Here is a 19,249-nt window from a genome sequence, read left to right as displayed (position 1 = left end):
GCTGCCCCTCCCCCGGGGGCCTCCCCCCCCCCCCCCGCGGGGGGCCCCCCCCCCCCCCGGGGGGGGGGGGGGGGCCGGGGGCGGGGGGGCCCCCCCCCCCCCGACGGTGCCGGCCTCAGGAGGTCAGCGAGGTCTTGCGGGTGGAGATGATCTGGTCCACCAGGCCGTACTCGGCGGCCTCCTCGGCGGTGAGGATCTTGTCGCGCTCGATGTCCTCGCGCACCTGCTCCACCGACTTGTTGGAGTGCTTGGAGAGCATCTGCTCCAGCTGCTCGCGCATCCGGAAGATCTCCTTGGCCTGGATCTCCAGGTCGGACACCTGGCCGCGGCCGGTCTCGGTGTACGGCTGGTGGATCAGGATGCGGGCGTTCGGCAGCGCCATCCGCTTGCCGGGGGTACCGGCGGCGAGCAGCACGGCCGCGGCGGAGGCCGCCTGGCCCATGCAGACGGTGGTGATGTCCGGCTTGACGTACTGCATGGTGTCGTAGATGGCCGTCAGGGCCGTGAACGAGCCGCCGGGCGAGTTGATGTACATCTGGATCTCGCGGTCCGGGTCCATCGACTCCAGGCACAGCAGCTGCGCCATGATGTCGTTCGCCGAGACGTCGTCGACCTGCGAGCCGAGGAAGATGATGCGCTCCTCGAACAGCTTGGCGTACGGGTCGTACTCGCGGATGCCCTGCGTGGTGCGCTCGACGAAGCGCGGGACGATGTAGCGGCCCTCGGCGCGCATGTCCTCGACGCGGGCCTTGGCGGCCGACAGGCTGGGGATGTTCATGGGGGTTCTTGTCCTCCGGGGCGTTGTGGCTGTGGTCTCGTGGGCCGGGCCGAGGCTCAGGCGCCCGTGCCGCCGCCGCCGGGGACGTCCGCGGCGCTGTGCATGATCGCGTCGATCAGGCCGTACTCCAGGGCCTCCTCCGGGGTGAACCACCGGTCGCGGTCGGAGTCCCGGGTGATCTGCTCGAAGGACTGGCCGCTGTGGAAGGCGATCAGCTCGGACATCCGCTTCTTGGTGCGGAGCAGCTGCTCGGCCTGGATGCGGATGTCGGTGGCGGAGCCGCCGAGGCCCGCGGAGGGCTGGTGCATCAGGATGTTGGCGTTCGGCAGCGAGAAGCGCTTGCCCTTGGCGCCGGCGGTCAGCAGGAACTGGCCCATCGAGGCGGCCATGCCCATCGCGATGGTGACGACGTCGTTCTTGATGTACTGCATGGTGTCGTAGATCGCCATGCCGGCCGAGATCGAGCCGCCCGGGGAGTTGATGTAGAGGAAGATGTCCTTCTCGGGGTCCGCGGCCAGCAGCAGCAGCTGCGCGGTGATCTTGTTGGCGATGTCGTCGTCGACCTGCTGGCCGAGGAAGATGATCCGCTCGCCCAGCAGCCGGTTGTAGACCTGGTCGCCAAGGCCGCCGAGCACGTCACCAGCGGCGGCGTGCGGCGCCATCGGGCCAGGCATCTGCATCTGCGGGAACGTCACTTAGCCACCTGCTCAGTCGATTTGGACGGTCGCTCGACGGCCGTCACGATGTCGCACAGCTTCCGGGTATCACGTCGTGATTGTCGCTGTCCAAGGACCCTAACGCGCAGGCCGGGCCGCAGAATCCCTCACGCAGAACTGTTCGCTGTGAGCGCAGGGTCGCGGCGGCGCGCGGGCGGGACGACAGCGGGCCCGGACACCGTACGGCGTCCGGGCCCGCTGGGCTGCCTCAGGGGGCTACCGGGGCTCAGGCCTCGGTGTTCTCCTCGGCTGCGGCCTCGACGGCCTCAACGGCGGCCTCGACGGTCTCGCCCGTCTCGTCCTCGTCGTCGAAGTTGATCTCGTTGCCCTCGGTGTCGACGACCTTGGCGGCCTCGACCACGGTGGCCAGCGCCTTGCCGCGGGCGACCTCGCCGACCAGCAGCGGAACCTGGCCGCCCTGGACGACCTGCTGGGCGAACTGGTCCGGGGTGAGGCCCGAGCCGGCGGCGCGGCGGATGAGGTGCTCGGTCAGCTCCTCCTGGTTAACACCCAGCTCCTCGTTGGCGACGATCTGGTCCAGGACGAACTGGGTCTTGATGCCCTTCTTCGCCTGCTCCTCGATCTCCGCGTCCCACTCCTCGCGGGTCTTGCCCTGGGTCTCCAGGTAGGTGTCGATGTTCAGACCCATCGGCTCCAGCTGGTGGTGCTCGACGTTGTGCTTGCGGGTCTCGATCTCGTCCTTGAGGAGCTTCTCGGGGTACTCGATCTCAACCAGCGCGAGCAGCGCGTCCAGCACCTTCTCCTGGGCCTGGGTGGCCTGGTCGTACTCCTTCATGCGCTCCAGGCGCTTGCGGGAGTCGGCGCGCAGGTCCTCCAGGGTGTCGAACTCGCTGGCCAGCTGGGCGAACTCGTCGTCCAGCTCCGGCAGCTCCTTCTCCTGGACGGCCGTGACGGTGACGGTGACCTCGGAGGTCTTGCCGGCCTGGGTGCCGCCCTTGAGCTCGGTCTCGAAGGTCTTCTCCTCGCCGGCGGACAGGCCGACGACGGCCTCGTCGATGCCGTCGATGAGGCGGCCCGAGCCGATCTCGTAGCTGACACCGGTGGCGGTGCCGTCCTCCGGCACCTCGCCGTCGACCTTGGCGATCAGGTCCACGACCACGATGTCGCCGGCGGCCGCGGCGCGCTCGACGTCCTTGACCGAGGAGAAGCGCTCGCGCAGCTGCTCCAGCGACTTCTCGATGTCCTCGTCGGAGACGGCGATCGGGTCGACGGTCACCTCGATGGAGGAGAACTCCGGCAGGGTGATCTCGGGGCGGATGTCCACCTCGGCGGTGAACTTCAGGTCGCCACCGTCGGCGATCTTCTCGACACCCTCGATGTTGGTGATGTCGGGCTGGCCGAGGACCTCGATCTTGCCCTCGTCGACGGCCTGCGTGTAGAAGCGCGGCAGGGCGTCGTTGACGGCCTCCTCCAGCACGGCGCCACGGCCGAAACGCTGGTCGATGACGCGAGCCGGGATCTTGCCCTTACGGAAGCCCGGAACCGTGACCTGCTGGTTGATCTTCTTGTACGCCGCGTCGAGGCTGGGCTTGAGCTCCTCGAAGGGCACCTCGACGGTGAGTCGAACCCGGGTCGGGTTCAGAGTCTCGACGGCGCTCTTCACGGTTAGGTCTCCTATGGGCTTGCGGTCAGGTTGTCTCCGCCCGCCCCCGCACGCCCGGCCGGAGCCGGTACGGGTGGGTCGGACGAGACGGGCGATGGGCGGTTGGAGCTGCATCTCCCGTGTGGGTGGACGGTGAGCTTGACTCCTCGCCCTCGTGCGGTTGACCTGGGTGGACGCCACAGGGACTACCGCCGCCAGCGCACCATCCTACCGGTACCACGAAAGGCGGACGCCAGACGCCACCGTACCGCCCCGACAGAACAGGGCCCCGCCCCGATGGGCGAGACCCTGCCGCACTCACTGTCGGGGTGACCGGATTCGAACCGACGGCCTTCCGCTCCCAAAGCGGACGCGCTACCAAACTGCGCCACACCCCGTGGTGCCGAGAGGAAGCGTACACGCCGGGCCTGCACGGCTCGCCGACTATTTCGGGGCGGGGCGCAAGCGGGTTCGTGACGAATACGGTGTGCACGGGAGCGGCCGGACCAGGTACGCTGTCTCCCGAACTTCCGGCCGGAGACGGCTCGGGGGGTCGCGCGGGCGTAGCTCAATGGTAGAGCCCTAGTCTTCCAAACTAGTCACGCGAGTTCGATTCTCGTCGCCCGCTCTTCCGGTCCGGCCCCGGTGCGCCCAGCGCACCGGGGCCGTCGACGTTTTCGGCGTGTCCGGGGTTCCCGGCGGGATCAGAGCCCGAGCCGGGCGGCCCGGGCGGCGGCCCGGTCGAGCAGCAGGTGAACGTCACCCTCCCGGGTGGTGGGGCGGTCGTTGTACTCGTCCGGGGAGCGCGCCGGGTGCCCGGTGGCGTGCAGCACCTCCATCAGCTGGGCCCGGGCGGTGCGCACGGTCGCCGGGGTGCCGTAGCCGTACGCCAGGACGGCGGCCTGGGCGCCGAGCAGGCAGACCCGGCCGGAGTGGTCCCACATCGCGCCCTGCAGCCAGCCGTGGGCGCCGATGAAGCGGGAGGCGAGCCGCAGGTGGTCGGCGGCGCTGACCGGAACGGGCCGGGCGGGGCGGCGCAGCGCCCGGTCGAGCAGGGTGGCCCGGGGCGCCGGGTGGTCGGCGTTCCAGGGGCGCAGGGTGCTGCCGTACCGGCAGACGTACGGCGCCGGGGTACGCGCGGGGGCGGGGAGCGAGGCGAGGTAGGCCTCGATCTCGGCGACCAGGCCGGGGCCGTCCGGGCCCGCCGGCAGCCCCGGCAGGGGCACCGGGAGTGGCGGAAGGGGCGTCAGGTCGGTGCGGGGCATGCGGGCTCTCCAGGCGGGCGGCCTTCAGGTTCCGCTCCCCAAAGTGGGGCATTCAGAACATTTCCGCGACCGGAGGCCGGGCCTGCGCGAACGGTTTCCCGGTTGGCGGTCGGGCCGATAGCCTCGGCGGCGTTCGAGCTCAGTTCGAGCGCGGCCGCAGCCGGCGCGCTCCCTAGGTGGAGGAGTCCCGGTGCGTCCGCAGGAGCGACTGGCCGTCATACAGCGCTGCGTGGTCCGGGAGATGGCGCGACTGGGTCAGGAGTTCCATCCGGACGGCGAGGTGGTGCGCGGCCCGGGCACCACGGCGGTGGCGGTGCGCGAGCACCCCGGGGACGACGGCGCCGGGCACGTGGACCTCGGCTTCGTGCTGCAGCTGGGCCGGGCGGACGCGCCGGTGGTGTGGGACTGCGCGGCGGGCCTCGGCAAGACCGAGGAGGAGAAGCTCGCGAACGCGGTGAAGATGTGGGCGACCACCACCGCCTCGGTACTGGTCGAGCTGGCCGAGGGCCGCGGGGTGCACGCCGACCACGCCGATCTGCCCGAACTCCCGGGCTGGCACGCGGTGCAGGGGCCGGCGGCGGTGTTCGGCTTCGGCAACGAGCACCTGGCGGCGTGGCTCGCCGAGCACCGGGTACTGCCGGCGCTGGCGCCGGCGCTGCGGACGGAGCTGGCCGGGCCGGGCCCGGTGGGGGTGAAGCTCTTCCTGGGCGGGAAGGCGGGCGACGACGTCGCCGAGGTCCGGGTGGGCGGCGAGGCGTCGGAGGCGGCCTCTGCGGCGCTGCGCGCGCTGGACTGGCCGCGGGGCGAACGGCTGTGCTGGGCGCGGTTGTTCGTGCTGTTGACAGCGGAGCGGGCAGCACCGGTCACGGCCGCGCCGGCGGGTGCCGCGGCACCCGCACCCGTACGCGTCCCGGCCCCGGCGGCGATGCGCCCCCGGGGTCTGTTCGCCCGCTGGCGGGAGGCCCGACGGGCCGGCCGGTGACCGTGACGCGCCCGCTCGCCCCCTTCGGCTCGGGGCCGGCACGGCGCGAGAGGTCCGGCGGCCCGGGCCGGGTCAGCCGCCGGTGATGCTGGAGATGCTGTGCGCCAGGTTGGACAGCAGGGAGTTGATCGAGCCCGCCATGGTCGTCTCGTGCAGCATGAAGCCGAACAGGGCGGCGACGATGCCATGGGCGATCTTCATCTGCTTGTTCCGGATGAAGATGATGCACAGGATCGCGAACAGGACCAGCGCGGAGACGGAGAGTGCCACCCGGACTCACTTCCTCGTTTCATAGCGTGGTGCCGCCGCCCGGCGGCACCTGTGAAGCCGGACCCCGGCCTGTCCGACGGTCCCGAGGCGGAATCGCGGACCGTCCGGCGCAGTGCCGGTGAGGGAGCCCACGCTGGAGCGCTGCCTGTCGTGCCGCACGTGTCGCCCCCCATCCCCCGAATCCTGAACAGTCCCGCCCGGACTCAGTGTGGTCGACCGTGCCGATTGCGTAAAGGTCTGACAGTCAGCCCAACGCCGACATCCTGCGATGCGAGACGAGTTTCCGCCGACCGGGACGATATCGGAGCCGCCCTGACGAATCGTCGGCGGGGCGTGCTGAGCGGCCGGGAACGCGCGGAGACGGGGAGCGGAAGCCGCTGATCCGGTCAGCCGACGGGGCGCCCGATATGGCCGAAGATCAGCTGCCAGGCTTGACAGCGACGCTGCCGGTGGCATGTGTCACCGGCGTGCCGTCAGTCGCGCCAGAGCAGCAGGACCGCGCGGTCGTCGTTGATGTCCCGGGCCACCGTCTCGATCAGCGCGGCCGCGGCCCCCGCGCCGCTGCCCGGGCCGCCGCCGGGGACCAGCCGGTCCGCCTCCCCCATCAGCCGGTCCATGCCCTCGGCGAGGTCCCGGCCCGGCGCCTCCACCATGCCGTCGGTGCACAGCATCAGCACGTCGCCGCGGTTCAGCCGGCCGCGCACGCCCTCGAACTTGGCGCCGTCGTAGATCCCGAGCAGCGGGCCCTCGGCCTGCTTGACCTCCCAGCGCCCGGCGCCGGCCAGTCGCTGCATGCCCGGCAGGTGCCCGGCCGAGAGCAGTTCGTACTCGCCGGTGTCCAGGTCCAGCACCAGGTGGACGGCGGTGGCGAAGCCCTCCTCCCAGGACTGGCGCAGCAGGTAGCCGTTGGCTGCGGGCAGGAAGTCGTGCGCGGGCAGCGAGCCGACCAGGCCGCCGAAGGCGCCGGAGAGCAGCAGCGCCCGGGAGCCGGCGTCCATGCCCTTGCCGGAGACGTCCGCGAGGACCACCTCCAGCAGCCGCTGCCCGGGGCCGGTGCGGGCGGCCACCACGAAGTCCCCGGAGAAGGACTGCCCGCCGGCCGGGCGCAGCGCCATGTCGGCGTGCCAGCCGTCCGGCAGCCGGGGCACCCGGCTCTGCACCCGCAACCGCTCGCGCAGGTCGAACAGCATGGTGGAGCCGCCCCACCAGGGAACGCCGACCCGGGCCCGGAACTGGGCCAGCAGCAGGCCGCCCACTCCGGCGGCACCGACCACCAGGGCGGCGCCCGGGGTCACTCCGTAGACGTAGGCCTCCGGGTTCTCGCTGGCGACCCGCTGGCCGGTGTGGATCACGGACTCGGCGGACAGCCCGAGGGCCGCCAGCGCGTAGAGCACCACCAGGCTGCCGGGGCGCAGCAGCAGCGCGCCGGCCAGGATCGGCAGGACCAGGGCGGTGGGCGGGGCCCAGTCGGGGATCCAGACGTTGAGCAGGATCAGCAGCGGGACGAGCAGGGCCAGCGCGCAGAGCACCGGCCAGTCGGCGGCGCCGCCGCGGAAGTAGTCGACTCCGGCCGTGCGCAGCCTTCGGCGGACCCGGCGGAGCCTCTTGCGCAGCCGGGCCGTCACGGGCTCGGACGCCGGGGCGGCGCCGGGCCTCGTCGCAGTCGTCTGGGGCGGTGCGCCCGGCGGTCTGCCAGCCATGGGGCCCGACCCTATCCACGGGTGCGGCCCGGCGTCGACGGCCCGGGGGCGGGCGGCGATGTCGACGCGCGGGGGGTTCAGCGGGTTTCGGCCGATCGGAGCGGTGCCGGGCGCGCCGTCAGGAGGCGTGCGCCGGTTGGGCGTACGGAGCCTGCGGATGGTGTGCGCGCCCCGCGTGCGGCGGTGTGCGTGCGCCGGGGCCTGTGGCCGATCCCACAGGTCCGGGGGCCGGGGCGGATCTCTCGGATCTTCGCCGCCCCCCGGGCGGAAACGGCGGCGGCCGGTCGCACCCGGGGGTGCGGCCGGCCGTCGTGGGCGGGTGGGTGGCGGGATCAGCCCTGCGGGTGGTGGGCCGGGATCGGCGGGAGTTCGCCGGTGGTCTCGTACTCGCTCAGCATCTCGATCCGGCGGGTGTGCCGCGGCTCGCCGCTGTAGGGGGTGTTGAGGAAGACCTCGACGAACTTGGTGGCCTCCTCCTGCGTGTGCATGCGGCCGCCGATGGAGATCACGTTGGCGTTGTTGTGCTGACGGCCGAGCTCGGCGGTCTGCGCGCTCCAGGCCAGCGCCGCACGGACGCCCTTGACCTTGTTGGCGGCGATCGCCTCGCCGTTGCCCGAGCCGCCGATCACGATGCCCAGGGCCTCCGCGTCGGCGGCGGTGCGCTCGGCGGCGCGCAGGCAGAACGGCGGGTAGTCGTCCTCGGCGTCGTAGATGTGCGGCCCGCAGTCGACCGGCTCGTGGCCGGCCTCCTTCAGCCACTCCACCAGGTGGTTCTTCAGTTCGTATCCGGCATGGTCGGAGCCCAGGTACACGCGCATGCCATGAGTGTGGCATGCGCGAGCGCCCGGGCCCGACAACGGGGGCGTCAGCGCTTGCCGAGCAGCTTCCAGGCCAGCGGCAGGGCGGCGGCGGCGAAGGCCGCCTTGAGCGCGTCGCCGACCAGGTACGGGTAGAGGCCGAGCTCGGCGGCGCGGGCGAGCGACACGTGCAGGGTGAAGGCCAGGTACGGGACCCCGACCGCGTAGATGGCGAGGCTGCCGAGAACCATGGTGACGGCGGTGTTCACCGGGGTGCGGTCGGCGCCGCGGCGGGCCAGCGCGCCGGTCAGGGCGGCGGCCAGGACGAAGCCGAGCACGTAGCCGAAGGAGGGCATGGCCCAGCCGGAGGTGCCCTCGGCGAACCAGGGCATGCCCGCCATGCCGGCCAGCAGGTAGAGGGCGAGCGAGGCGACGCCGCGGCGGGCGCCGAGCGCGGTGCCGACCAGCAGGGCGGCGAAGGTCTGACCGGTGACCGGCACCGGCGAGCCGGGGACGTTGACCGACAGCTGGGCGGCCATACCGGTCAGCGCGGCGCCGCCGACCACCAGGGCGAGGTCACGGGCCTGCGTGCCGAGGCGGGTGGAGGCGGCGGGCAGCAGGTCGGCGAGGACGGCGCGGCGCGCTATCGGGGTGGTGGCAGTGGCCATCGGGGGATCCTCCGTACGGGTCCAGGTGAGTGAACACCTGTGAACCTACGCGGTGATCCACTGCGCCGCCGCCACGGTTTCGGACAAAGCCCCGCCCTCGGGCGTTGTCGGAACCGACCCGAAACGACGCTCCGCGATCGGTTGATCACGCCGGGGTGCGGCCCGGTCCGCATGGTGGGCCGGAAGCGGACATTCTTGGCATGACCGGAGGGGTCCCCGGATATTGGACAGCTCATGCCGCATTCCGCACAGTCTGGATCCACCCCTATGGCCCCCACCTCCACGCCCACGGCGTCCGGGACCACCGACGCCGCCCAGCCGGACTCCGGCCCGACGTCCGGCCAGCAGCTCAGCCACGGGCTCAAGCAGCGCCACCTGTCGATGATCGCCCTCGGTGGCGTCATCGGCGCCGGCCTGTTCGTCGGCTCGGGCGCCGGTATCGCGGCCGCCGGTCCGGCGATCATCCTCGCCTTCACCCTCTCCGGCCTGCTGGTCATGCTGATCATGCGGATGCTCGGGGAGATGTCCGCCGCCCGTCCGGCCTCCGGCTCGTTCTCGGTGCACGCCGAGAAGGAGATCGGCTCCTGGGCCGGGATCACGGCCGGCTGGATGTACTGGGTGATGCTCTGCTGCGGCGTCGCCGCCGAGGCCACCGCGGCCGGGAAGATCGTCAACGGCTGGATTCCCGGTGTCTCCGCCTGGGTCTGGGTCGGCCTGTTCATGGTCTTCTTCTGCGTCAGCAACCTGACCGCGGTGAAGAACTTCGGCGAGTTCGAGTTCTGGTTCGCCACCATCAAGGTCGCCGCGATCGTCGCCTTCCTGGTCCTCGGCGCGCTCGGCGTCGCCGGGGTGATCGGCCCCGGCGCCCCCGGCACGAGCAACCTCACCGGACACGGCGGCTTCCTGCCCAACGGCATCAGCGGGCTGATCGTCGGCCTGCTCGCCTCGGTGTTCGCCTACGGCGGCCTGGAGACGGTGACCATCGCCGCGGCCGAGTCCGACGACCCCAAGAAGAACGTCGCCAACGCGGTGCGCACGGCGGTGTGGCGGATCGCGATCTTCTACATCGGCTCGATGGCCCTGGTGGTCACCCTGGTCTCCTGGAAGGACCCGGCGGTCGTCGCCGACGGCCCCTACGTCACGGTGCTGCGCCACCTCGGGGTGCCCGCGGCCGGGGCGATCATGGAGGCGGTGGTGCTGATCGCGCTGCTGTCCGCCATGAACGCCAACATCTACGGCGCCTCCCGGATGGCGTACTCGCTGGTCGGCCGCGGCCAGGGCCCCAAGGCGCTGGCCAAGGTCAGCGGCGGGGTGCCGCGCCGGGCCGTGCTGGCCTCCTGCCTGTTCGGCTTCGGCGCCGTGCTGGCCGCCAAGTTCTGGCCCGCCACCGTGTTCACCTGGCTGATGAACACCACCGGCGTGGCGATCCTGGTGGTCTGGCTGTTCATCTGCATCGTCCAGCTGCGGATGCGCCGCCGGCTGGAGCGCGAGGCGCCCGAGCTGCTCACCGTGAAGATGTGGGGCTACCCGTACCTGACGTGGATCGCGATGGCCGCCGTGGTCGGCATCCTCGCGCTGATGACCACCACCGAGGGCAACCGCCAGCAGCTGTACGCCGCCGGGGTGCTGGTCGCACTGCTGAGCGGAGCCGGCCTGCTCAAGCAGCGCCGGGACGCGGCCGCGCGCTGAGCCCCGGACACCCGGAAGGGCCAGGTACCGAGCCTTGGTACCTGGCCCTTCCGCGTACCGGACGGACCTACTCGAAGGACGGGCCCGCCGTACGGGTGCGCTTGATCTCGTAGAAGCCCGGGGTGGAGGCCACCAGCAGGGTGCCGTCCCAGAGCCGGGCCGCGGCCTCGCCCTTCGGGGCCGGGGTGACGACCGGGCCGAAGAAGGCCACCCGCTCGCCGTCCGCGCCCTCGACCGCGATCACCGGGGTGCCGACGTCCTCGCCGACCAGGGTGATGCCCTCCTTGTGCGAGGCGCGCAGGGCCTCGTCGTACGCGTCGGTGTCGGCCGCGTCTGCCAGCTCGGCGGGCAGGCCGGCGGCCACCAGGGCGGCCTGGACGGTCTCCCGGTTCTGCGGCAGGCCCTGGTTGTGGAAGCGCAGGCCCAGCTCGGTGTAGAGCCGACCCAGTACCTCCTCGCCGTGCTGCTGGGCGGCCGCGATGCAGACCCGCACCGCGCCCCAGGCGTTGTCCAGCAGCTGGCGGTACTCCTGCGGCAGGTCGCGGTGCTCGTTGAGCACCGACAGGCTCATCACGTGCCAGTTCACGTCGACCGGGCGCAGCTGCTGGACCTCGACCAGCCAGCGGGACGTCATCCACGCCCACGGGCAGGCCGGGTCGAACCAGAAGTCGGCGGTCTTGCGCTCAGCGGCAGTCGTCACTGGGTCTCGTCCTTCGTGCGGTGATCCGAGGCGGCGGGGCCCCCATCCATGACAACGGGGCGCCACCCAGCCCCAACACCCCTCCGGCGCCGGTGATTCCGGCCCCGACCCGACGGCCTGTGCAATGGTACCGGCCAGGGCGGGCGTGAAAGGATGCCCCTGCGCGCGGCGCACACCGCGCACGGGACATCCACAGACGCACCACCGTGCGAGCCGGACAAAGGAGTACCGCCGTGCCGGGCAAGAACCTGAGCCGCGACGAAGCACAGCAGCGAGCCGGCATCCTGGCCGTGGACGGCTACCGGGTCCGGCTGGACGTGACCTCGGCCCCCGACCCGGCCGCCGCCACCTTCCGCTCCACCACCACCGTCGCCTTCCGCTGCTCCCAGCCCGGCGCCGCCACCTTCCTCGACCTGCTCGCCCCGGCCGTCCGCTCGATCACCCTCAACGGCCGCACCCTGGACCCGGCGACCGCCTACGACGGCGCCCGGGTGCACGTCGACGGCCTGGCCGCGGAGAACGTCCTCACCGTCGAGGCCGACTGCGCCTACAGCCGCACCGGCGAGGGCCTGCACCGCTTCGTCGACCCGGCGGACGGCGAGACCTACCTCTACACCCACTACGAGCCGGCCGACGCCCGCCGGGTGTTCGCGAACTTCGAACAGCCCGACCTGAAGGCCCCGTTCAGCTTCACGGTGACCGCCCCGGCCGCCTGGGACGTGTGGTCCAACGCCGTGCACGAGAGCGTGACCGAGGAAGGCGCCGCCCGCACCTGGGAGTTCGCGCCGACCAAGCCGATCTCCACCTACCTCACCGCCGTGGTGGCCGGCCCGTACCACGTCGCCCGCGACCACTACAGCCGCGAACTCGCCGACGGCACCACCCTGGAGATCCCGCTCTCCACGATGTGCCGCAAGTCGCTCGCGCCGTACTTCGACGCGGAGGAGATCCTCGGCGTCACCAAGCTCGGACTCGACTTCTTCCACGAGGAGTTCGACTTCCCGTACCCCTTCGGCAAGTACGACCAGGCCTTTGTCCCCGAATACAACATCGGCGCGATGGAGAACCCGGGCTGCGTGACCTTCAAGGAGGAGTTCGTCTTCCGCTCGAAGGTCACCGACGCCGCCTACGAGGCCCGCGCCAACGTCGTCCTGCACGAGATGGCGCACATGTGGTTCGGCGACCTGGTCACCCCGCGCTGGTGGGACGACCTGTGGCTGAAGGAGTCCTTCGCCGACTTCATGGGCTCCTACGGCCTGATCGGCGCCCGCACCCGGTACTCCTCCGCCTGGGTCACCTTCGCCAACCAGCGCAAGGCCTGGGCCTACCGGCAGGACCAGTTCCCCACCACCCACCCGATCACCGCCGACATCCGCGACCTGGAGGACGCCAAGCTCAACTTCGACGGCATCACCTACGCCAAGGGCGCCTCCGTCCTCAAGCAGTTGGTCGCGTACGTCGGTTCGGAGGCCTTCTTCGAGGGCGCCCGCCGCTACTTCAAGCGGCACGCCTTCGGCAACACCGAACTGGCCGACCTGCTGGGCGTGCTGGAGGAGACCAGCGGGCGCGACCTGAAGAGCTGGGCCGCCGCCTGGCTGCAGACCGCCGGGGTCAACGCGCTCACCCCGCAGGTCACCACCGACGCCGAGGGCCGGATCACCGAGCTGGCCGTGCTCCAGGACGGCGAGGTACTGCGCCCGCACCGGATCGCGGTCGGCCTGTACGACCGGGACGCCGACGGCGCCCTGGTGCGCACCGAGCGGATCGAGCTGGACGTCACCGGCGCCCGTACGGTCGTCACCGAGGCGGCCGGCCGCCCGCGCCCGGCCCTGGTCCTGCTCAACGACGAGGACCTGACCTACTGCAAGATCCGCTTCGACTCCGAGTCGCTGGAGGCCCTGCGCACCGGCCTCGGCGACATCCGCGACGAGCTGGCCCGCGCGCTCGCCTGGTCCGCCGTCTGGAACCTCACCCGCGACGGCCTGATGCCGGCCCGCGACTACGTCGCCCTGGTGCTGCGCTTCGCCGGCCAGGAGGGCAACATCGGCGTGCTGCAGTCGCTGCACGCCCAGGCCAAGACCGCCGTCGACCTGTACGCCGCCCCCGAGTGGCGCGCCGAGGGTGCCCGGCAGCTCGCCGACGGCGCCCTGCGCGAGCTGCGCGAGGCCGTCCCCGGCAGCGACCACCAGCTGGCCTGGGCCCGCTTCCTGGCCCAGACCGCGGGCGGCGCCGAGCACCTCGGCCTGGTCCGCGGCCTGCTGACCGGCAGCGCCCGGATCGACGGGCTGGAGGTCGACCAGGAGCTGCGCTGGTCGCTGTGGCTGGCGCTGGCCGCCGCCGGGCAGGCCGCCGACGAGGAGCTCGCCGAGGAGCTGGCCGCCGACAACACCGCAGGCGGCAAGCGCCAGTACACCCAGTGCCTGGCCGCCCGGCCCACCCCGGAGGCCAAGGCCGCCGCCTGGTCGGCCGTGCTCGACTCGGACGAGCTGCCGAGCGCCCTGGTCGAGGCCAACACGGCGGGCTTCTCGATCCCGGCCCAGCGCGACCTGACCGTCCTCTACGCGGCGCCGTACTTCAAGCTGCTGGAGAAGGTCTGGGCCGAGCGGACCATCGAGATCGCGATGCGGATCGTCGGCGGCTTCTTCCCGATCGCCCAGACCGGCGAGCAGACCCTGGCCGAGGCCGACGCCTGGCTGTCCGGCCACCCGAAGGCGGCGCCGGCACTGCGCCGCCTGGTGCTGGAGCGCCGGGACGACCTGGCCCGCGCGCTGCGGGCGCAGGCCTGCGACCGCGCCTGATCCACGGGTGACGAAGGGCCCGCCGTGCTCGGCACGGCGGGCCCTTCGGCGTGGGCCACGGCAGCGTCGGCTCCGCTCGGTCAGCTCCGCTCGGTCCGCGTCGCCGGCCCCTTCGCAGGCGGGGAGAGCGCGAAGAGGCCGGACCGCGGGGTGCGGTCCGGCCTCCCTGAGGCGCTCGGGCTCAGTCGCTGTGCCCGATCAGCCGATGAGCGAGCGCAGCACGTACTGCAGGATGCCGCCGTTGCGGTAGTAGTCCGCCTCACCGGGGGTGTCGATGCGGACGACCGCGTCGAACTCCTTGTCACCGGCCTTGACCTTGACGGTCTTGGGGGTGCGGCCCTCGTTGAGCTCGGTCACGCCGGTGATGGAGAAGGTCTCCTCGCCGGTCAGGCCGAGGGAGTCGGCGTTCTCGCCCTCCGGGAACTGCAGCGGCAGGACGCCCATGCCGATCAGGTTCGAGCGGTGGATGCGCTCGTAGGACTCGGCGATGACGGCCTTGACGCCGAGCAGCGCGGTGCCCTTGGCGGCCCAGTCGCGGGACGAGCCGGAGCCGTACTCCTTGCCGGCCAGGACGACCAGCGGGGTGCCGGCGGCCTGGTAGTTCTGCGAGGCGTCGTAGATGAACGACACCGGGCCGTCGGCCTGGGTGAAGTCGCGGGTGTAGCCGCCCTCGGTGCCCGGCGCGATCTGGTTGCGCAGACGGATGTTGGCGAAGGTGCCGCGGATCATGACCTCGTGGTTGCCACGGCGCGAGCCGTAGGAGTTGAAGTCACGCTTCTCGACACCGTTGGCGGTCAGGTACTGCGCCGCCGGGGTGCCCGGCTTGATGTTGCCGGCCGGGGAGATGTGGTCGGTGGTGACCGAGTCGCCCAGCTTGGCCAGGACGCGGGCACCGGCGATGTCGGTAACCGGGCTCGGGGTCTTGGCCATGCCCTCGAAGTACGGGGGCTTGCGGACGTAGGTGGACTCGGCGTCCCACTCGAAGGTGTTGCCGGTCGGGACCGGGAGCGACTGCCAGCGGTAGTCACCGGCGAAGACGTCCTGGTAGCCCTTGTCGAACATGTCCTGGTCGATGGAGCCGGCGACGACGTCGGCGACCTCCTGCTCCGACGGCCAGATGTCGGAGAGGAAGACGTCGTTGCCGTCGGCGTCCTTGCCCAGGGCGTCCTTGGTGATGTCGACGTTCATGTTGCCGGCGAGGGCGTAGGCGACCACCAGCGGCGGGGAGGCCAGGTAGTTCATCTTGACGTCGGGGTTGATCCGGCCCTCGAAGTTGCGGTTGCCGGAGAGCACCGAGACGACCGCGAGGTCGGACTCGTTGACGGCGGCCGAGACCTCCTCGGGCAGCGGGCCCGAGTTGCCGATGCAGGTGACGCAGCCGTAGCCGACCAGGTTGAAGCCCAGCTTCTCCATGTACGGGAGCAGGCCGGCCTTCTCGTAGTAGTCCATGACGACCTTGGAGCCCGGCGCCAGGGTGGTCTTGACCCAGGGCTTGACCTGCAGGCCACGCTCCACGGCCTTCTTCGCCAGCAGGGCGGCGCCCAGCATGACGGAGGGGTTGGAGGTGTTGGTGCAGGAGGTGATCGAGGCGATCACGACCGCGCCGTTGTCGATCTCGTAGGTCGAGCCGTCGGGGGCGGTGACGGCGGTCGGCTTCGAGGCCTCGGCGGAGTAGGTCGGCAGCGCCTCGGCGAACTTCTGGGCGGCCTCGGCCAGGATCACGCGGTCCTGCGGGCGCTTCGGGCCGGAGATCGACGGGACGACGGTGGAGACGTCCAGCTCCAGGTACTCGGAGTAGACCGGCTCGACCGACGGGTCGTGCCAGAGGCCCTGCTCCTTGGCGTACGCCTCGACCAGGGCGAGCTGCTGCTCGTCGCGGCCGGTGAGCTTCAGGTAGTTGACGGTCTCGGTGTCGATCGGGAAGATCGCGCAGGTCGAGCCGAACTCCGGCGACATGTTGCCGATGGTGGCGCGGTTAGCCAGCGGGATGGCGCCGATGCCGTCGCCGTAGAACTCGACGAACTTGCCGACCACACCGTGCTTGCGCAGCATCTCGGTGATGGTGAGCACCAGGTCGGTGGCGGTGGTGCCGGCCGGCAGCTGGCCGGTCAGCTTGAAGCCGACCACGCGCGGGATCAGCATGGAGACCGGCTGGCCCAGCATCGCGGCCTCGGCCTCGATGCCGCCGACGCCCCAGCCCAGCACGCCCAGGCCGTTGACCATGGTGGTGTGCGAGTCGGTGCCGACGCAGGTGTCCGGGTAGGCCTGGCCGCCGCGGACCATGACGGTGCGGGCCAGGTGCTCGATGTTCACCTGGTGGACGATGCCGGTGCCCGGCGGGACGACCTTGAACTCGTCGAAGGCGGTCTGGCCCCAGCGCAGGAACTGGTAGCGCTCCTTGTTGCGGCCGTACTCGATCTCGACGTTCTGGGTGAACGCGTCCTTGGTGCCGAACTTGTCGGCGATGACGGAGTGGTCGATGACCAGCTCGGCCGGGGCCAGCGGGTTGATCTTGTCCGGGTCGCCGCCCAGCTCCTTGACGGCCTCACGCATGGTGGCGAGGTCGACCACGCACGGCACACCGGTGAAGTCCTGCATGATCACGCGGGCCGGGGTGAACTGGATCTCCTGGCTCGGCTGGGCGTCGGCGTCCCAGTTGCCGAGGGCGCGGATGTGGTCGGCGGTGATGTTCGCGCCGTCCTCCGTGCGGAGCAGGTTCTCCAGCAGCACCTTGAGGCTGTAGGGCAGCCGCTCGGAACCCTCGACGGCGGAGAGCTTGAAGATCTCGTACGACTCGTCGCCCACCTGCAGCGAGCTGCGGGCGTCGAAGCTGTTCGCGGACACGACTGACTCCTTCTGGGTGCTTCGTGCTTAATCCGGCCGTCACGCGGTGGTGAGGTCACCCTTACTTGGGCCGACCTTGCCCGCATCGCCGGTGAGCGCCTCTCGGCAAGTATCTTGATGTCGAGATATATCGTAAGGGGCAGTTATCTCGATGTCGAGATAAACCATAGTGCATGCCGCCGCCATCACCACCGCAGGCATGCCCCGGGGCGCGACGGCGCAGGTCAGCGGCCGTCCGGGCCGCGGCGCTTGCGCTCCAGCCGGATCAGCCAGACCGCTCCCGCCACGACGGCGGCGGCCACCAACAGCACCACCACCAGCTCACCACCCGAGCCGCCGGTCGGCGAGGGGGCGATGTCCGCCAGCAGGGTCGTCGTGCTCATTCCTTCTCCTTCTCCTTCTCATCCGCCCGGTCCGTGCCCAGGCCCAGGACAAGCATCAGCAGCACCGGGAACTCCAGATAGGCGTGGTAACTGGCCAGCGCCGCGTACACCGAGCGACCCTGGGCGTAATCCACGGCGAACAACAGGGCCAGCAGCGCGCCCGCGCCCGCCCCCAGCGCCCAGGCCCGCACCCCGCGCAAGGACGGCACCCGGGCTTCGAAGCGCTCCGCCGCCTCGGGCGCGTACCGCGGCAGGAACCACACCCAGACCACGTAGTGCATCGTCTGCAGGAAGGCGAACACCGCCAGGAACCGCAGACCGCCCTCCGGGCTCAGCCAGGCCGGCGGGGTGTAGGCGGCGGCCAACCTGTCCGTCCAGCCGCCGGGGCGCTGGGACAGCACTCCGTCCAACAGCCCGCTCAGCAGCAGCGCCGGAACCAGCAGCACCCAACCGAACTGCAGCGCCAGGAACGCCGCGCGCCCCCGCGCCAGTCGGCGCGACCACTCGGCCAGGAACAGCAGCGGCACCACGTTGTGCAGATGTGCCAGCACCACGAAGTGGTACGCCGGGAAGGCCAGCGAGGCGGCGCCCGCACCCGCCAGGCCGACGGCGCTCACCACCAGCAGCCGCGGCCGGCCGCGCAGCCCGTACCGGCAGGCCGCCGCCAACAAGCCGTAGGCGAGCAGGATCTCCGCCGACTGGGACAGCCGGGAGGGCGGCAGCAGGCGGCACACCACGATCCCGGTCACCAGCGCCAGCAGCAGCCGCAGCAGCGGACCGGCCAGCACCGCGGCGAAGCGGCCGGCCACGTAGCGCAGCTCCAGCACGTTGTGCAGCAGACCGAAGGCGGCCAGCCCCAGCACCGCCAGACCGGTCGGCGCGCGCAGGGCCAGCGCCAGCGCCAGGACGGCCGACAGTGCGAAGCCCGCGAACGGCGCGGCGGACAGCCTGGCCGTCGGGCCGGGCGCGGGCCAGGCGCCGACTCCGGCGCCCGCTCGGATCCCCGTGGTCGCCATGCTCCCCCTCCCCGTGGCACGATCCCCGCCGTGCGCTACCCGGTGGCCCTCGCCCTCACCCTGCTGACCGAGACACCCGTCTACACCGCCGCCCTCACCCGGATCGGGCGGGTGCGCCCGGCACGGGCCGCCGCGGCCGGCGTGCTGGTCAACCTGGTGACGCATCCGCTGCTCTGGTGGACCCTCCGGCACTGGACCGACGGACCCGCCGCAGCGTACTGGACGGGCTTCACGCTCAGCGAGACGTCGGTCGTCGTGGTCGAGGCGCTGCTGCTGTGCCCGATCACCGGACTGCGCCCGCGCGACCCGCTGCCCTGGATCGCCTCCCTCACCGCCAACGCGGCCTCGCTGCTGGCGGGGCTGCTGCTCGGGACCTGACCGCCGACGGCCCGTAACGCGGTCTCCGGGCTCGGGCGTCTAACCGTGCGCAGAGGGCGCGCCGTGCGCAGATGGTGCGGAGCCCACCACGTCACGGGGTTCGAGGGGACAGCAGTGATCAGGAAGACGCGACGGGCCGAGGAGAGCGCGGAGTTCGAGAGCTTCGCGCAAAGCCGGGGGCAGCGACTCTTCCGCACCGCCGTACTGCTCTGCGGCGACTGGCACCTCGCCGAGGACCTCACCCAGGTCACCCTGGCCAAGCTCTACGCCTCCTGGTCCAAGGTCCGCCGGGCCGAGAACCAGGACGCGTACGCCCGCAGCACTCTCGTCCGCTCCTACCTCTCCCACCGCCGGCTGCGCCGCACCGGCGAACGACCCGCCCTCGGCGAACTGCCGGAGGGCGTCTGTCCCGAGGGCGACCCGGCGCTGCGCGTCACCCTGCTCACCGCCCTCGCCGAACTCGCGCCCCGGGACCGGGCCGTACTCGTCCTGCGCTACTGGGAGGACCGCAGCGTCGAGGAGACCGCCGCCGAACTCGGCCTGAGCCCCGGGGCGGTGCGCAGCCAGGCCCTGCGCGCCCTCGGCCGGCTGCGCACGGTCCTCGGCCCGGACGCGGCCGAGCAGCTCGCCCGCTCCTGAGACGTCTCCCCCCACCAGGTGTC

At 71.8% G+C, this 19,249-nt stretch carries 17 protein-coding genes and 2 tRNA genes; 6 read left to right on the top strand and 13 right to left on the bottom strand.

The features are described 5' to 3' along the window. Positions 1-115: 115 nt before the first annotated feature. From ACIRYZ_RS34950 to ACIRYZ_RS34935, 4 genes are all read right to left on the bottom strand, one after another. Entirely contained in the window at positions 116-778 is a 663-nt protein-coding gene (locus ACIRYZ_RS34950) for an ATP-dependent Clp protease proteolytic subunit (RefSeq protein WP_393027691.1), read from the bottom strand. A gap of 56 nt (positions 779-834) precedes the next feature. Further along, positions 835-1,452: an ATP-dependent Clp protease proteolytic subunit gene (locus ACIRYZ_RS34945; RefSeq protein ID WP_402952180.1), complete on the bottom strand. Its 618-nt coding sequence runs from the start codon at positions 1,450-1,452 to the stop codon at positions 835-837. Between the two features lie 268 nt (positions 1,453-1,720). Continuing rightward, complete coding sequence (tig, locus tag ACIRYZ_RS34940; RefSeq protein WP_402952151.1) at positions 1,721-3,118, bottom strand: trigger factor; 1,398 nt, start codon at positions 3,116-3,118, stop codon at positions 1,721-1,723. A gap of 303 nt (positions 3,119-3,421) precedes the next feature. Beyond that, positions 3,422-3,495, bottom strand: a tRNA-Pro gene (locus ACIRYZ_RS34935). Between the two features lie 159 nt (positions 3,496-3,654). Here ACIRYZ_RS34935 and ACIRYZ_RS34930 point away from each other — a divergent pair. After that, a tRNA-Gly gene (locus ACIRYZ_RS34930) sits at positions 3,655-3,725 on the top strand. A gap of 76 nt (positions 3,726-3,801) precedes the next feature. Here the strand turns inward: ACIRYZ_RS34930 and ACIRYZ_RS34925 are convergent. Next, positions 3,802-4,362 (bottom strand): hypothetical protein, encoded by a 561-nt coding sequence (locus tag ACIRYZ_RS34925; RefSeq protein ID WP_402952150.1) that lies wholly within the window; start codon positions 4,360-4,362, stop codon positions 3,802-3,804. A 190-nt stretch (positions 4,363-4,552) separates the two neighbouring features. On the opposite strand from ACIRYZ_RS34925, the gene ACIRYZ_RS34920 reads away from it, so the two are divergent. Continuing rightward, positions 4,553-5,344, top strand: a complete 792-nt coding sequence (locus ACIRYZ_RS34920; protein ID WP_402952149.1) for a DUF6348 family protein — start codon at positions 4,553-4,555, stop codon at positions 5,342-5,344. 72 nt (positions 5,345-5,416) lie between these two features. Here ACIRYZ_RS34920 and ACIRYZ_RS34915 read toward each other — a convergent pair whose 3' ends face one another. The 4 genes from ACIRYZ_RS34915 to ACIRYZ_RS34900 form a co-directional block, all read right to left on the bottom strand. Continuing rightward, positions 5,417-5,614, bottom strand: coding sequence for a hypothetical protein (locus ACIRYZ_RS34915; RefSeq protein ID WP_380613713.1), 198 nt, complete (start codon positions 5,612-5,614; stop codon positions 5,417-5,419). 473 nt (positions 5,615-6,087) lie between these two features. After that, on the bottom strand, positions 6,088-7,314 hold the full coding sequence (locus tag ACIRYZ_RS34910) for a PP2C family protein-serine/threonine phosphatase (protein WP_380613712.1): 1,227 nt from the start codon (positions 7,312-7,314) through the stop codon (positions 6,088-6,090). Between the two features lie 332 nt (positions 7,315-7,646). After that, the gene (locus ACIRYZ_RS34905) at positions 7,647-8,132 is read right to left on the bottom strand and encodes a ribose-5-phosphate isomerase (protein ID WP_402952147.1); all 486 of its coding nucleotides are present in this window, start codon (positions 8,130-8,132) and stop codon (positions 7,647-7,649) included. A gap of 47 nt (positions 8,133-8,179) precedes the next feature. After that, positions 8,180-8,779, bottom strand: a complete 600-nt coding sequence (locus tag ACIRYZ_RS34900) for a biotin transporter BioY (RefSeq protein WP_402952145.1) — start codon at positions 8,777-8,779, stop codon at positions 8,180-8,182. Positions 8,780-9,046: 267 nt separating this feature from the next. Between ACIRYZ_RS34900 and ACIRYZ_RS34895 the strand changes: the two genes are divergently transcribed. Beyond that, complete coding sequence (locus ACIRYZ_RS34895) at positions 9,047-10,468, top strand: amino acid permease (RefSeq protein WP_402952143.1); 1,422 nt, start codon at positions 9,047-9,049, stop codon at positions 10,466-10,468. A 67-nt stretch (positions 10,469-10,535) separates the two neighbouring features. Here the strand turns inward: ACIRYZ_RS34895 and ACIRYZ_RS34890 are convergent, their stop codons facing one another. Then, positions 10,536-11,168, bottom strand: a complete 633-nt coding sequence (locus ACIRYZ_RS34890; protein ID WP_402952141.1) for a DsbA family protein — start codon at positions 11,166-11,168, stop codon at positions 10,536-10,538. A gap of 233 nt (positions 11,169-11,401) precedes the next feature. Between ACIRYZ_RS34890 and pepN the strand changes: the two genes are divergently transcribed. Beyond that, the gene (gene pepN, locus ACIRYZ_RS34885; protein WP_402952140.1) at positions 11,402-13,966 is read left to right on the top strand and encodes an aminopeptidase N; all 2,565 of its coding nucleotides are present in this window, start codon (positions 11,402-11,404) and stop codon (positions 13,964-13,966) included. Positions 13,967-14,164: 198 nt separating this feature from the next. Here the strand turns inward: pepN and acnA are convergent, their stop codons facing one another. The 3 genes from acnA to ACIRYZ_RS34870 form a co-directional block, all read right to left on the bottom strand. Continuing rightward, positions 14,165-16,810, bottom strand: coding sequence for an aconitate hydratase AcnA (acnA, locus tag ACIRYZ_RS34880; RefSeq protein WP_402952138.1), 2,646 nt, complete (start codon positions 16,808-16,810; stop codon positions 14,165-14,167). A 224-nt stretch (positions 16,811-17,034) separates the two neighbouring features. Continuing rightward, entirely contained in the window at positions 17,035-17,193 is a 159-nt protein-coding gene (locus ACIRYZ_RS34875) for a hypothetical protein (protein ID WP_387619816.1), read from the bottom strand. Beyond that, positions 17,190-18,209, bottom strand: a complete 1,020-nt coding sequence (locus ACIRYZ_RS34870) for a hypothetical protein (protein WP_402952137.1) — start codon at positions 18,207-18,209, stop codon at positions 17,190-17,192. Before ACIRYZ_RS34870 ends, ACIRYZ_RS34875 begins: the two co-directional genes overlap by 4 nt. Positions 18,210-18,239: 30 nt before the next feature. Here ACIRYZ_RS34870 and ACIRYZ_RS34865 point away from each other — a divergent pair, with 30 nt between their 5' ends. Then, positions 18,240-18,587: a hypothetical protein gene (locus tag ACIRYZ_RS34865; protein ID WP_393027667.1), complete on the top strand. Its 348-nt coding sequence runs from the start codon at positions 18,240-18,242 to the stop codon at positions 18,585-18,587. A 114-nt stretch (positions 18,588-18,701) separates the two neighbouring features. Further along, entirely contained in the window at positions 18,702-19,226 is a 525-nt protein-coding gene (locus ACIRYZ_RS34860) for a SigE family RNA polymerase sigma factor (protein ID WP_402952135.1), read from the top strand. Positions 19,227-19,249: the final 23 nt, after the last annotated feature.

Origin of the sequence: Kitasatospora sp. NPDC101155 (assembly GCF_044768305.1) — a bacterium.
GTDB lineage: Bacteria > Actinomycetota > Actinomycetes > Streptomycetales > Streptomycetaceae > Kitasatospora.
The sequence above is the reverse complement of the archived record's forward strand: the minus strand, read 5'-3'. Positions and strand labels throughout refer to the sequence as shown.

What these genes read in the sequence shown, in the direction of transcription:
- ACIRYZ_RS34875 (WP_387619816.1), bottom strand. Translation starts at nt 17,193, where the DNA reads ATGAGCACGACGACCCTGCTGGCGGACATCGCCCCCTCGCCGACCGGC.
- ACIRYZ_RS34950 (WP_393027691.1), bottom strand. Translation starts at nt 778, where the DNA reads ATGAACATCCCCAGCCTGTCGGCCGCCAAGGCCCGCGTCGAGGACATG.
- ACIRYZ_RS34895 (WP_402952143.1), top strand. Translation starts at nt 9,047, where the DNA reads ATGGCCCCCACCTCCACGCCCACGGCGTCCGGGACCACCGACGCCGCC.
- ACIRYZ_RS34870 (WP_402952137.1), bottom strand. Translation starts at nt 18,209, where the DNA reads ATGGCGACCACGGGGATCCGAGCGGGCGCCGGAGTCGGCGCCTGGCCC.
- ACIRYZ_RS34925 (WP_402952150.1), bottom strand. Translation starts at nt 4,362, where the DNA reads ATGCCCCGCACCGACCTGACGCCCCTTCCGCCACTCCCGGTGCCCCTG.
- ACIRYZ_RS34905 (WP_402952147.1), bottom strand. Translation starts at nt 8,132, where the DNA reads ATGCGCGTGTACCTGGGCTCCGACCATGCCGGATACGAACTGAAGAAC.
- ACIRYZ_RS34910 (WP_380613712.1), bottom strand. Translation starts at nt 7,314, where the DNA reads ATGGCTGGCAGACCGCCGGGCGCACCGCCCCAGACGACTGCGACGAGG.
- ACIRYZ_RS34900 (WP_402952145.1), bottom strand. Translation starts at nt 8,779, where the DNA reads ATGGCCACTGCCACCACCCCGATAGCGCGCCGCGCCGTCCTCGCCGAC.
- ACIRYZ_RS34945 (WP_402952180.1), bottom strand. Translation starts at nt 1,452, where the DNA reads ATGCCTGGCCCGATGGCGCCGCACGCCGCCGCTGGTGACGTGCTCGGC.